Source organism: Pseudoalteromonas sp. SG44-1, from assembly GCF_014164315.1.
GTDB lineage: Bacteria > Pseudomonadota > Gammaproteobacteria > Enterobacterales > Alteromonadaceae > Pseudoalteromonas > Pseudoalteromonas rhizosphaerae.
In genome coordinates this window covers 73,626-86,765 of the sequence record NZ_JACJEW010000008.1, presented here as the reverse complement: position 1 = coordinate 86,765, position 13,140 = coordinate 73,626, and the positions used below count along the sequence as shown (strand labels likewise).

The following is a 13,140-nucleotide window of genomic DNA, read 5'->3' as shown; positions in this document are numbered from 1 at the left end:
CTTCACTATGTTGACATTAATTCGAGGTGCAAACCTTTATACTCCAAGCCCTCAAGGGCAGATGGATGTACTCATCGCTGGTTCTAAAGTGATTGATTTTCGAACCGAGATCAAACTAGAAAGTAATACCGAAGTAAAGATTATCGATGGCCGAGGAAACATTCTAGTACCAGGCTTTGTTGACTCTTTGGTCCATATTACAGGCGGTGGCGGCGAAGCAGGTTTTACTAGTCGAACGCCAGAAATGAACTTAACTGATGCCACCTTAGCAGGTATTACAACCGTTATTGCAGCGCTGGGCACTGACTCAAGCAGTCGCACACTAACCAACTTAGTTGCTAAAGCGAAAGGCTTAAAAGAGCTTGGTCTTAATGTATTTTGCCATACTGGCTCTTATCACTTACCCGCTAAAACACTGACGGGTAGTATTACAAATGACCTAATGTATATTGACGAGTTTATTGGCGTAGGCGAAGTGGCAATTTCAGATCACCGTAGCAGCCAACCCACCGTTCAACAACTCGCAGAGTTGGCAGCAGAAGCAAAAGTCGCCGGCATGCTAAGCGCAAAAAAAGGCACCGTGAGCATTCATGTCGGCCCCGTTAATAGTCACTTAGCGATTCTGCATGAGGTTGATAAAAATACTGATATTTCATTGAGTCAGTTTTATCCAACACACATGAATAGAAATAAAGCGCTGCTTGACGCTGGGATTTTATTTTGTGAAGCCGGCGGTACAATTGATTTTACCACCAGCACAACTGAGTATGATCTTGCCCATGGCGAATATGCTGCCGCGCAAGCGTTAGCTTACTGTTTAACACACAATGTTAAGCCAACACAATTGACTATGAGTTCAGATGGCCATGCCAGCCTGCCAATATTTGACGAGCAATTTAATTTGCTCGGGCTTGAAATTGGTAAAGAAGCCTCTCTGTTAGGTGCTTTTCAACAAGCTGTACATCAATATGAGGTGAGTATAGAGCACGCATTAATGGCCATAACCACTAATCCCGCTAATGTACTGGGGATTAAAAAAGGCACTATTAGCAAAGGCTCAGACGCCGACTTAGTTTTACTTGATAGCAACACTTTAGCGCCACAACATGTATGGAGTAATGGCATTCATATGGTTGAGCAAGGGTTTGCAATAATAAAAGGCGCTTTTGAATAAATAATGAGGCGCATAGCGCCTCACGTTTATTGTAAGGCTGGTTCTACCGGTAGTATTTTAGACACCAATAACTGTTCAACTCGGATCCCTTCAACATCCACAACTTCAAATTTAAAACCTGCGTATTGAATATATTCTGCTCGTTTAGGAATTCGCTTCATGGTATAAATTAAAAATCCGGCAACAGTTTCATAATGCATTTGATCTGGAAATTCATCCACACCGAGCACTTTTGCCAGCTCAACGGCTGGGGTTAAACCATCAACTAACCATGAATTTGCATCACGTGCGATAATTAATTCATCACCATTATGGGTGATCAAATCTCCCATAAAGCCTTTCATAAGATCTTTAACTGTCACAATTCCCACGACAAGTGCGTATTCATTTACCACCACTGCGAAAGGTTTTGCTGCGCCTTTAAAGGCATTTAATGCCTCTGACAAACTCAGTGTTTCTGGTAGATAAAAAATCTCTTTTTCGAGCATTTCGTCGTTAATATTCGCTGCATCGCCTTTGAGCACTTGGCGAAGAATATCTTTTGATTCAACTGAGCCAATTAATTTATCTAAATTGCCATTGCATACCAAAAAATGATTATGTGGATGATCAATGATTTTGCCCGAAATACTATCGCTGGCTTCGTTAATATCAAAGTAGACTATTTGATCTCTAGGTGACATAACACTCGATAAAAAGCGCGCTTCTAAATCAAATACATTACCAATCAAATCATATTCTTGTTGTTGTAAGCTACCATATTCTGCGCCTGCATCCATCATTGCGACTATGTCTTCGGTAGTTACAATGTCTTCACGCTCTGCCGGCACATTGAATAAGCGTAAAACAATATTAGTTACACCATTAAAAAACAATACCAACGGTGTTAATGCATACGTTACCCAACGCATAATCGTGACTACGCGAACCGCAACAGCCTCTGGTAGGATCATAGCTAAGCGTTTTGGTAATAAATCAGCAAATAAAATAAACAATGAAGTAATTGTCAAAAACGACAGTAAAAAGCTAATTTGCGCCAGTAACGGTCCTTGATAAAACAACACAAGTACACTTTCAACATAAGGTGAAAGCGCTTGTTCGCCCACTATACCGCCTAAAATAGCAATTGCATTGAGAGCAATTTGGATCATGGCAAAAAAAGCACCCGGTTGCTCTTGCAGCTTTAATACTGCAGCCGCTTTAGCATTGCCTTCGTCAGCCATGACTCTTAATTTAATTTTACGTGATGCTGCGATGGCGATTTCCGACATAGCAAATAACGCACTGATCAAGATTAATAAACCAATCCCGATTAAGTCACCCATTTATAACTCCAAAAATAAGCGCTTTTATAAGCAAAAGCAGCTGGATTATAACCCCTTTTAAAGGTTGGGCAATTTAAATTTAACTAATATTAAAAGTAATTAAATATCAGTGCATTACCAACAATAAAAGCTTACTGATACGCGTTGAATGCGTTGCTGAGTTTGGTTTGAGTTGGCTTATCTAGCGCTTTGTTACAAGCAAAATATAATGCCGGTTGCTCAATATTAAGCCTTAAAATAGGTGTTAATTTGTCAGTAACTTGCCTTTTAGCATGCTCATATTTAGCCCGTTGTTCAGGTAATACAACGATATCGATACTGCTTTGACGGCTTTGAACTATTTTAAAAATATTATCAAAACTATTCATCAGCATTAGATTTACACCTTCTTCAAAGCCCTGTGATAATAAAAAGTGATGGCTGTAGTTATCTTTTAATACCGCAATTCGGTATTGCTTTGCTTGCTCTAGGGAATTGATAACAATGTTTTTTGAATTCAATGCATACAGATAAGTATTCAACTTTGCTAATTCTGCAATCCAAATAAATTGCTTTTCACGAGGAGTTGAACGCGTCATAGAAAAAATACACGTTTGCGGATCGCGCAGTGCCATATTAAATGCAGTACTCCAACTATGCACTGAAATTGTATAATCGAGTGTTGAAGAAGCTAACACCATTTGAACTTTATCAGCGATATAGCCAACAAGCTGTTCATTTTCATCAATATATTGAGCAGGCGGAAAGTTTTCTGTAACTATGTTTAATTTAGCTACAGTTTGACTACTTAAGATTATTAATAAAAAATAACACCACTTAGCCACTCTTACCCCACCGATTATTATTTTAAGCCTCTCTTGATGTAAATTAAATATAACGGCAAATAGCTGATTTGTGAATTAAAAAAGCAGCATGCCTCAGCATGCTGCTTATATTAACTGTTATTGACTATGCGCGGTTCATGGCATTAATTAAAAATGCTGAAATTTTTGCACCTTCTCTAAGCGTTGTATCTGAACTCGATTGACCAATCAGTGAACTGTCAGTAAATGGGGCAATTTCCATCATATCAGCGCCAGTGATCGGAAATTCATCAGCCAAAGCAACTAAGATATCCAAAGCATGCTGCGGCGTTAAACCGTTCCCTTCGGGTGTGCCTGTTGCTGATGCAAACTCTTCATCGAGGGCGTCAATATCAAAGCTGACGTAGAGTTCATCAACATTATCAGCTTTAAGCTGAGCAATTACTTCTGCGGCAATTGCCGGCGCGCCTCGTTCGATGATCTCATGGGCCCAATGTTGTTTAACGCCAAAGGTAGATTCCCAGTGTTCTTTTGGCTTACCGCTTGAACGAATACCAAATTGGATCAGATGATGTGGTGCAGGTAAAAACTCTAAAATATGCGTGCACCACGAGCCAAAACATAAATCGATACCTAAACGCTCAACGAGTAAATCGGTATGCGCATCAAAGTGAATAATCGCAGTGCGTTTACCTTGCACACGCTTTGCCTTCAAATACGCTTTAGTTAACGGGTAACTAATTGAATGATCACCACCAATACCAAAAATGCCTTTATCAGTAAACGTTGCATAAAAGCTATCGCATACATCTTCAGTGATAGACAACGGGCTGACATAATACTCACTGCTTGGATTATCATATAATGCCTGTTGGCAATTACTGATAGTCGCGTCGTTTAAATATTTATCATGCAGTAAATGTGGGATAACCCTTACATCACCTAAATCAAACGACTTTGCCTGAGGCTGCTGATCAATCAATGTTGAGCGTAAAAACAATGGCCCCCAGTTGGCGCCGCGTAAAATGCCACCACCACAGTCAGAGCTAATACCTAAAGTCACCGCTTTATGCTCACTTTGACTAAGTGTATCGAGTGATGCACGCCATAGCGTATCGATATTATCTTCTTGCCCATACAGTTTCATACGCAGCGCCGCTTTACGTTCTTTTGCAGTATTAACCGTAAAAACGCCATCGCCCGGCGGACATAAACAGTGCTCAACTTTACTTTTAAATGTGTGCCATTGTGTGCTCATTGCAATTCCTTACTGTGTGCTTTTGCGTAGTTATGCAAAAGAGCGTTGTTGAAAATAAAATTAATAAAAGATTAACGCGCCGATTTTCACTCGCAATTTTATTACTCTCGCCGCTTTAGCTACATTTTAAATAACTATATAAACCTTTAAAATAACAATTGGTTATACTTATTTATCCAACAACGTATAAACTAAAATAGAGTGCCTAGTAGGATTGATATAGTGTCTATGAATACAAGTCAACTACCGGCGATGACACAAATTAAAGTCAGTTGCTTGAATATTCAAAGAGAATGAATAAATTTGATAACGGACATCCGTCCTGTACAAGGCAATGCATTGTAGTAATTATGCTAAATTGACAACAACTCTTTATAAATTAGCGTTATTAACTGACGTTAGAACAAAAGTTATAAATAAGGCCCCGCTATGGAAAAGGTATTTCACTTAGGACTCACCCGCGACGATCTACACGGTGCAAAACTTGCAATTGTACCGGGCGATCCAGATCGTGCAGCACGTATTTCAACTTTTCTCGAAAACCCAACTTGCCTCGTCCAAACCCGAGAATTTCATGCTTACTTAGGTCAACTTAACGGTAACTCTGTGGTTATTTGCTCAACCGGTATTGGTGGTCCTTCAACCTCCATTGCAGTAGAAGAGCTGGCGCAATTGGGAGTTGAAACATTCTTACGAATTGGCACAACTGGCGCTATTCAACCTCATATTAATGAAGGTGATATTTTAATCAGCCAAGCATCTGTGCGTTTAGATGGTGCGAGCCAACATTTTGCGCCATTGAACTACCCTGCGGTGTCTGACTTTTTCGCCACTCAAGCGATGGTAAATGCGTGCGGTAATTTAGGCATTGATTTTCATATTGGTATTACTGCATCAAGCGATACTTTTTACCCAGGTCAAGAACGTTACGACACTTACTCGGGTTATGTACCAAAAGCATTTCAAGGTAGCTGTGAAGAATGGCAAAAGCTGGGCGTGATGAACTATGAAATGGAATCAGCAACCTTATTTACAATGTGTGCAGCACTGGGGCTAAAAGCCGCCTGTGTAGCTGGTGTGTTGGTTAATCGTACTCGCCAAGAAATCCCCAATGTAGATCACGGCGAGATTGAGAAAAAATCAGTCGCCGTGGTACTCGAAGCCGCTAAACTGCTGTTGGCTTAATATTTAAACTAATACTTTGTAGTACTGGCAAATCAGTGTAACTTGCCAGTACTGCTTGACTGACACTTAACTGATTTCCCTTACCCTGCGTTTGTAGTAACTCAATCCCTTTGACAACATCTTTAGTCATTGCCAAACCGGCTAAATGCAATTGACTCACCGCACTTTGCAGTGGTGATAAGCTCGGGCTATACGCGGCATTTTCCGCATAACAACCATAAAAATTACCATTTTCGAAAGTACTAATTTTCACTGCGCTGTAATTTTCAGAGTAAGGTACATATGCAGCCAACGCATAACTTAACAACGTTTTATCCAGTTCATCAGTTACAACAAATTCATGCTGTTGTGGAGCGGGGTTAAACAAGCTATAAGAATTACCTAAATCTTGCGGACCAAATGAGTGAGGGAGTAAATCAGCCAGCTTGAATTGCTGCTGCGGTAATAAAATATCAAAGCTCTGCGCATCAGCCAACTCATTCATAAATTGACGACAATAACCACATGGCGCATCACTGATAGCAATTTTAGCTATTTTTTTCGCGCCATTGAGCCAAGCGTTATTAATTGCCGATTGCTCAGCATGAACCACTAAGCTTAATGCTTGTTGTGCAAATTCAACGTTAGCCCCAAAATAAAAATGTTGCTCACCGTGTTTATCGTAGCCAACTACAATTGCCCCAACAAAAAAATGTGAAATAGGCACAACTGCAAATTTTGCAGCAATAGGTAAACAGGCACGCAGTATAACCTCGACAGGTTGCTTATATTGCGCGCACAAAGCTGTGATATCAGCGGTATTTAAAATACCCTTGTGCTGTTTTACGTGAAGATATAACTGCTGCTGTTGTTTTTCACTGAAGCTAAAAACGCAGCTAGTTTGAGTACTTACTGTAGGCGTTAATGAAGACATAGACTAGTTTTATGATTTAATGGCTAACTAGTTTAGAAGGTTCAACGCTTAAATGCTAGGTTGATTTACTAACCAATTTTTCGCGCTGTTAAAACAATCAAAATTTTCTGCTTTTATATCAAAGCGCTGTGCTTTTTGCAAAAACAAATCGTGCATAAAACCATCAAAACTAACGACGCGAGCAATAAAGCAACTAGCTAACCACTGAGATACTGCTGGCATAATAGTCAGCAGTTCACTTGCCGGAAATTTATGCGTTAATTCAGACACATCAACGAGTAATTTATTACTGCCGTAAATAGATACATACTGCTGCGCAATTTGATAAAAGTTCATCACATCCTGTGCACTTGCCGTCCCTCTAAGCGTCATCATTATTAATGACGTAGATGCATCATACGTGATGCAAGTAGACACATTTGACATAATTACTACTCGATTATTAGTACAATTGCCATAAAATGACAAAACAACCGACATTCTAGATAAAAAAAACAGACAGTCAATATCTAGTAGCAAATCAGGTCTGACCAGAGCGTTAATACAGAATAAAGGATGGTTTTTTTTGCTAAAATGATACCAAAAAATACCTTGTTGTAACTAAGTTATAACCTGAAACAGCTTAACGATAGGAAGTAACTGTATTCAATACATCTAAGCTGAACTAAGATTAAATAAGATGTTTAATGCGGATAAATATAACTTACTTGGTAATATATGCGCCGAACCTTACCAGCACAGCGCACTGTTAGTGCTCAATTAACTAATTAATGGACCTCTCGCTGCTAAACACAGCAAAGAAGTCCACACTTAATTATTGGATAATCAACCGGTATTACGCATACCTGCGGCAATCCCAGTCATAGTAATCATTAACGCGTTATCAATGTCACCAGAGCTGCCTTCTGCCGCTTCGCGCGAACGTTTTAACAACTCAACTTGAAGCACATTCAATGGATCCGTATACGGGTTGCGCAAACCAATAGACTCTTTTATCCAAGGTTGATCGGCAAGCAAACTTTGCTGTGGACTTAACGATTGTACCAGTGAAATAGCCTGCTTGAGCTCTTTACGCAGTTTTTCACCTAGTGGTTTGTATTGCTCTTCAACTAAAGCGTCGTCGTAATGCGCACTTAACCAACAGTCCGCTTTACTGAATACCATTTCAAGCATTTCTAGACGGGCTCTGAAAAACGGCCAGCGTTGACTCATCTCATTAAGGGTGTCTATGCCGTGTTTTTCAAGTGCAGCTTGTAAACCAGTTAGTGCCCCAAGCCATGCTGGTAGCATTAAGCGATTTTGACTCCAAGCAAAAATCCACGGAATAGCTCGCAGGCTTTCAACACCACCATTGGGATTACGCTTTGCTGGACGCGAACCAAGCGGTAATTTTGATAGTTCCTGCTCTGGTGTTGCCATTCTAAAGTACGGCACAAAGTCTTCATCAAAACGCACTACATTACGGTAATGCTCACATGACTTTTCACTGATCAACGCCATTACATCACGCCATTCATCTTTTGGCTCTGGTGGTGGTAACAAATTACTTTCAAGCACAGCACCGGCATAGATGTTTAGACTTTCCAGCGCCACATTAGGTAGGCCAAATTTAAAGCGGATCATCTCCCCTTGTTCGGTAACACGCAGGCCACCTTTGAGTGAACCTGGTGGCTGTGAACGCAAGGCTTGCGCAGCAGGTGCGCCACCACGGCCAACAGTACCACCACGGCCATGGAATAATATCAGCTCAATACCGCGTTGCTCTGCCAATTGTACAAGCTTATCCATTGCCTCGTATTGCGCCCACCCGGCAGCCATCATCCCAGCATCTTTGGCTGAATCTGAGTAACCTATCATAACATTCTGTATGCCCTCAGCTTGGCCTCGATACCAGTTATTATCTAGCAATTGAGTAATAACATCGCTGCCTGCATTTAAGTCATCTAAGGTTTCAAATAATGGCGCAACAGGCAGTTTAAAACTACAACCACTTTCTTTTAATAGCAGTTGTACTGCTAATACATCAGAGGCTGTGCGTGCCATTGAAATAATATATAAACCAAACGTCGACGCATCTTGCTTGGCGATTACATCAAAGGTGTCGAGGACTTCTTTTACATCAGCGCTTGGTTGCCAATGTTTAGGAATAAGCGGGCGACGAGAGTTAAGCTCGGCTAATAAAAATGCCTGCTTATCTTCTTCTTGCCATTGGTCGTAATCACCTAAACCTAAATAACGAGTGAGCTCTGAAAATACCTGACTGTGGCGTGATGAGTCTTGGCGCACATCTAGTTTAGCTAAACGAATACCAAAGCTATTAATACGACGTAACACATCTAATAATAAGCCATTGGCTACCACCGCAATGTTACTCTTAAGCAACGAACGGTAGCATGCCTCAAGCGGCTGCTTTAACTGCTCAATGTCAGTGACGATGTCTTGTGCATCGGTGCGCTTATTCATAATTTTAGCGCCAAGATGAGCAACGGTTTCACTCACTTGCGCTTTGAGTACTTTTAATACCGCACGATACGGTTCAAAATCTTGTCCAGCGAGCTCGACTAGCTCATCACTGGCTTGTGACATAGAAAGCTCAGTGCTTAAAGTGTCGATATCGCGACTGTATAAATCCAGTGCCATCCAGCGCCCATGATCCAGCACTTGCTGCGTCACTAATGCTGTTACAAATGGATTGCCATCGCGATCGCCCCCCATCCATGAGGTAAATTCAACGGGGCTGTAATCGTTTGGTAACTCTAAATCAAGGTGCTCTTTTACTTCTTTATTAAAGTCTCGTAAAAAACGCGGAACGGCGTGCCAAAGGCTATTTTCGATAACTGCAAAACCCCATTTTGCTTCATCAATTGGGGTTGGACGTGAACGACGGATGTCGTCTGTATGCCATGCTTGGCTGATCAACTGTGCGATACGGTTTAATATATTTTCACGCTCATAAGGCAGGTTATCGGTACGCTCAAGAGCTGCTAAACAATCACTTAATTCAACGTGTTTGTTAATAATTGTACGGCGAGTTACTTCAGTTGGGTGTGCAGTTAAAACTAAATTGATATGCAGTTTAGCTAAATTTTCTGCGATTTCATTGGGATTTATTTTACCCTGCTGTGCGTGGCTAGCTAATGCTTTTAAAGTTTGTGTTAACGGGCTTAGCTGACAAAAACCCACGTCATTAAAACGAGAAATAGTATGAAACTGCTCTGCAACATTGGCTAGATTCAAAAAGTGATTAAAAGCACGTGCCACTGGCAGTAACTCTTCATCGGTTAAAGCATGCAGAACATTAATTAAGGTATGGCGGTCTTGCTCGTTTTCTGTGCGGGATGACTTAGCTAAAGCTCGAATTTCTTCTACTTTATCTAAAATCGCTTGTCCTTGGGCGTCTTTGATTGTTTGGCCTAATAATTGCCCCAATAAATTAACGTTCCCACGCAAGGCGGCATATTGTTCACTCATTCCTGATACTCCATTGTTGATGTTTATACCATAAAGGTACTAATAATAAGCCGTGTTCAATTTTTAAGTGTGGAGTGTAAAATGCGGTAAAAAATCGACACTTTGCTTACCTTTATATTTGTAAGACTCTATTAATATCATCCAAATGGATAATTTAACAGATCCAAGGCTTATTCTATTTCGTAACAAGACATAATGAATCGATGAATTTTGAGTAACTATGATTATTTTTTACGATGGTAATTGCCCGCTTTGTGTTAAAGAAATGGATTCACTTAAGCGTGCTGACACACACAACAAAATAATACTCGAAGATATAAATAAAGATGATTTTGAGCAGCGCTTTAAAAACATAAAACGCCACGATGCCATGGCGTTTTTGCATGGCCAGCGTGATAACGGTGAAATGATTTACGGATTAGATGTCACATTTGAAGCATGGCAAACGGTTGGCCGTCATTCATGGCTAAAGCTGCTACAATTACCCATAATACGCTTTATTGCCGATTTAAGTTATCGCCTGTTTGCTAAGTACCGCAGACAGATCACACGCATTTTCTGTCAATCAAGTTGTGGGATAAAATAATGACTAACGCTTATATTATTTTCGGTGCAAGTAGTGAAATTGCAAATGCGTATCTAAAAGAAATTGCCAAACACGATCCACAGGCTATGGTTTTTTGTGTAAGTCGCAGCTCTATTGACACATCCGCTGTCGGTATTGTTGTTGAGCAGTTTGTTTGTGACTATTCCAAAGCACGCTTAAGTGAATTAACAAACTTACTTAAAGAGCGCGCAATATACCCAACTCAGGTAGTTATTTTTAACGGCCAGCTACATTATGCGCAATCTATGCCTGAAAAAAAACTCGACGATATCGATGAGCATTATTTCAATACCTTACTCAACACCAATACATTGACTCCTATTTTGTGCCTGCAAGCAATCGCGCCGCTACTTAGCCACAAAACACCTTGTACCATAACGGCCTTAAGTGCGCGAGTAGGTAGTATTACAGACAATAACTTAGGCGGCTGGTACAGCTACCGCGCCTCAAAAGCAGCACTTAATATGTTATTTAAAACAGCAGCTATTGAACTGCAACGACGCGCAAAACAAACACGTTTAATTCTTTTTCATCCGGGCACAACAGATACTAATTTATCTAAGCCGTTTCAAAAAAATGTACCCGCAGGTAAGCTCTTTACACCTGAGTTTGTAGCATCACAACTTTATACTCTTTTACAACAACCTGAACAGCTCACTGAGATAGGTCAACCCGCCTACATTGATTGGCAAGGTGAGCACATACACTGGTAAGGATAAACCATGCACTTTACAACAGACGCCATTAGTCAGTTAGATAAACACTACCGTACGCATTTAATAAACTCACTATCTGGTTTTAAAAGTGCCAACTTAATTGGTACTCAAGATAGTGCAGGCAACACCAACTTAGCAATTGTAAGTTCGGTAATTCACCTTGGCGCGCATCCACCGCTTGTAGGTATGATTATGCGTCCACATAGTGTACCTCGTCATACTTTCGAGAATATTTTAGCAACCGGTGTTTACACTATTAACCAAGTGAATAGCGAGATTGTGGAACAAGCTCACCAGACTTCTGCCCGTTACGATAAAAATGAATCTGAATTTGATGCTACAGGCCTTACAACCGAGTATCTGGCTAATTTTTCGGCTCCGTTTGTTGCTCAAAGCCGTTTAAAGTATGCAGTTAAATTTGTTGAGCATCAACACCTTGCCGTAAATGGCACTGAGTTAGTAATCGGTGAGATTATAGACTTACATGTTGAAGACTCAGCAATTTTAGAGGATGGTTTTATCGATTTAGAGTCAATCAACACCGTCACCATTAGCGGCTTAGATAGTTATCACAAAACACACGCTATAACGCGTCTACCCTATGCTAAAAAACCTCGTTAAATAGAGCAGCTGAGCTTTGAAAATGATTGTTAAGAGTGTCATATATACTTTGAATAATTAAATATCATACTTTGATATGGTTGTTAACACTGCGCTATGGAGTAAACCTCAGCAGCAAGTGCAACGTATTATATTGAAAGTCGCAACTACCTTACAATAGACTGTTTTGGTAATTGCGACCCACACTTAAAATATTATTTTAAACATTTCTAATGAGCAAGGATACATTGCATTACAACCTATAACTGTAGGCAGAACATTGGTTCCAAAACCACCATTATTGACCGCTTGTACGTAATAACCATTAATCGATTTAAGCGCGATGTTGTCACCATTTTGAATTAATGCACCAGGGTTATTTGGTAATTCTATAGTGAACGTTTCCCATATGGATGCCGCAGTTCGGTTTGCATTAAGTGCAGCCCCACCACCTTGCTCTGCCACAAAATAGTATCCAGATGTTGTTTGGATATGTATTTCATCACCACTTAGCAAATCACCGCCATTAATATCAATTAAATTAAATTGCTCCCATGGACCAATTGCAAGACGATTTGCATTCACTGTATCCCCCCCATTATTCTCAGCCACAAGGTAATATTGGCCACCTGTTTCTAGGGAGATATTGTTTAATATAGTGGGGTTACATGGTAGCGTGGTAAAAGTGAGATCTTCACCTTGCAGTGTTGATCTGGGCGGTTTTGGATCACCATGAAACCGAAAATGATACTGCGTTCCACACTCTAAATTAGCTACTTGCGCACTCACAGGGCCATTAACTCCTGCGGGTGTGACTAAAACACTAAAGCCATAGTTTGTGGTTTCACCATAATCAATTATTTCACCACTTAAGCCAATAGTAGATGCCGAATAACCATTTAACTGCGCCGTTGTTGTCGTAATATTGCTTGCAGGTTGTGTTGTGTACTGCGTACCAGCATGCGCAATCGATGCCGTACCAAGTAAAACCACAAATAAAAGTTTTGAAGTAATCATTGTCGAGTTCCTGTGACGTTTATGCTGCTAGGATTAACAGCCCTATAAGCGTAAACGTCGACATGAAATAA

General features: G+C 40.4%; 12 protein-coding genes. 5 read left to right on the top strand and 7 right to left on the bottom strand.

The window, feature by feature from the left end:
* Positions 1-7 precede the first annotated feature (7 nt).
* A complete protein-coding gene (iadA, locus tag H5187_RS05790; RefSeq protein WP_182717601.1) occupies positions 8-1,174 on the top strand; it encodes a beta-aspartyl-peptidase in 1,167 nt (388 codons plus the stop codon).
* Positions 1,175-1,200: 26 nt separating this feature from the next.
* Here iadA and H5187_RS05785 read toward each other — a convergent pair whose 3' ends face one another.
* From H5187_RS05785 to H5187_RS05775, 3 genes are all read right to left on the bottom strand, one after another.
* Positions 1,201-2,499: a hemolysin family protein gene (locus H5187_RS05785; protein WP_149979967.1), complete on the bottom strand. Its 1,299-nt coding sequence runs from the start codon at positions 2,497-2,499 to the stop codon at positions 1,201-1,203.
* A 131-nt stretch (positions 2,500-2,630) separates the two neighbouring features.
* Positions 2,631-3,323 (bottom strand): ABC transporter substrate-binding protein, encoded by a 693-nt coding sequence (locus H5187_RS05780; protein WP_182797638.1) that lies wholly within the window; start codon positions 3,321-3,323, stop codon positions 2,631-2,633.
* Between the two features lie 124 nt (positions 3,324-3,447).
* On the bottom strand, positions 3,448-4,560 hold the full coding sequence (locus H5187_RS05775; protein WP_182797637.1) for an arginase family protein: 1,113 nt from the start codon (positions 4,558-4,560) through the stop codon (positions 3,448-3,450).
* Positions 4,561-4,989: 429 nt separating this feature from the next.
* On the opposite strand from H5187_RS05775, the gene udp reads away from it, so the two are divergent.
* A complete protein-coding gene (gene udp, locus H5187_RS05770; RefSeq protein ID WP_149979966.1) occupies positions 4,990-5,745 on the top strand; it encodes a uridine phosphorylase in 756 nt (251 codons plus the stop codon).
* Here the strand turns inward: udp and cdd are convergent.
* From cdd to ppc, 3 genes are all read right to left on the bottom strand, one after another.
* Positions 5,726-6,658 carry a cytidine deaminase gene (cdd, locus tag H5187_RS05765; protein WP_145234421.1) on the bottom strand — a complete coding sequence of 311 codons (933 nt, stop codon included), beginning with the start codon at positions 6,656-6,658 and terminating at the stop codon, positions 5,726-5,728. The genes udp and cdd overlap by 20 nt on opposite strands.
* 48 nt (positions 6,659-6,706) lie before the next feature.
* A complete protein-coding gene (locus H5187_RS05760; protein ID WP_145234423.1) occupies positions 6,707-7,084 on the bottom strand; it encodes a hypothetical protein in 378 nt (125 codons plus the stop codon).
* Positions 7,085-7,483: 399 nt separating this feature from the next.
* A complete protein-coding gene (ppc, locus tag H5187_RS05755) occupies positions 7,484-10,129 on the bottom strand; it encodes a phosphoenolpyruvate carboxylase (protein ID WP_182797636.1) in 2,646 nt (881 codons plus the stop codon).
* Between the two features lie 220 nt (positions 10,130-10,349).
* Between ppc and H5187_RS05750 the strand changes: the two genes are divergently transcribed.
* The 3 genes from H5187_RS05750 to H5187_RS05740 are packed head-to-tail and all read left to right on the top strand — an operon-like array spanning position 10,350 to position 12,073.
* Positions 10,350-10,715: a thiol-disulfide oxidoreductase DCC family protein gene (locus H5187_RS05750; RefSeq protein WP_182757459.1), complete on the top strand. Its 366-nt coding sequence runs from the start codon at positions 10,350-10,352 to the stop codon at positions 10,713-10,715.
* A complete protein-coding gene (locus H5187_RS05745) occupies positions 10,715-11,449 on the top strand; it encodes an SDR family NAD(P)-dependent oxidoreductase (protein WP_182797635.1) in 735 nt (244 codons plus the stop codon). The genes H5187_RS05750 and H5187_RS05745 overlap by 1 nt, the downstream gene beginning before the upstream one ends.
* A gap of 9 nt (positions 11,450-11,458) precedes the next feature.
* The gene (locus H5187_RS05740) at positions 11,459-12,073 is read left to right on the top strand and encodes a flavin reductase family protein (protein WP_145234432.1); all 615 of its coding nucleotides are present in this window, start codon (positions 11,459-11,461) and stop codon (positions 12,071-12,073) included.
* Positions 12,074-12,259: 186 nt separating this feature from the next.
* Here the strand turns inward: H5187_RS05740 and H5187_RS05735 are convergent, their stop codons facing one another.
* The gene (locus H5187_RS05735; protein WP_182739494.1) at positions 12,260-13,069 is read right to left on the bottom strand and encodes a peptidase S8; all 810 of its coding nucleotides are present in this window, start codon (positions 13,067-13,069) and stop codon (positions 12,260-12,262) included.
* Positions 13,070-13,140 lie beyond the last annotated feature (71 nt).

Bases quoted from the DNA above. Each gene is read 5' to 3' on its own strand.
- iadA (WP_182717601.1), top strand. From the start codon at position 8: ATGTTGACATTAATTCGAGGTGCAAACCTTTATACTCCAAGCCCTCAA.
- H5187_RS05785 (WP_149979967.1), bottom strand. From the start codon at position 2,499: ATGGGTGACTTAATCGGGATTGGTTTATTAATCTTGATCAGTGCGTTA.
- H5187_RS05775 (WP_182797637.1), bottom strand. From the start codon at position 4,560: ATGAGCACACAATGGCACACATTTAAAAGTAAAGTTGAGCACTGTTTA.
- udp (WP_149979966.1), top strand. From the start codon at position 4,990: ATGGAAAAGGTATTTCACTTAGGACTCACCCGCGACGATCTACACGGT.
- cdd (WP_145234421.1), bottom strand. From the start codon at position 6,658: ATGTCTTCATTAACGCCTACAGTAAGTACTCAAACTAGCTGCGTTTTT.
- H5187_RS05760 (WP_145234423.1), bottom strand. From the start codon at position 7,084: ATGTCAAATGTGTCTACTTGCATCACGTATGATGCATCTACGTCATTA.
- ppc (WP_182797636.1), bottom strand. From the start codon at position 10,129: ATGAGTGAACAATATGCCGCCTTGCGTGGGAACGTTAATTTATTGGGG.
- H5187_RS05750 (WP_182757459.1), top strand. From the start codon at position 10,350: ATGATTATTTTTTACGATGGTAATTGCCCGCTTTGTGTTAAAGAAATG.
- H5187_RS05745 (WP_182797635.1), top strand. From the start codon at position 10,715: ATGACTAACGCTTATATTATTTTCGGTGCAAGTAGTGAAATTGCAAAT.
- H5187_RS05740 (WP_145234432.1), top strand. From the start codon at position 11,459: ATGCACTTTACAACAGACGCCATTAGTCAGTTAGATAAACACTACCGT.
- H5187_RS05735 (WP_182739494.1), bottom strand. From the start codon at position 13,069: ATGATTACTTCAAAACTTTTATTTGTGGTTTTACTTGGTACGGCATCG.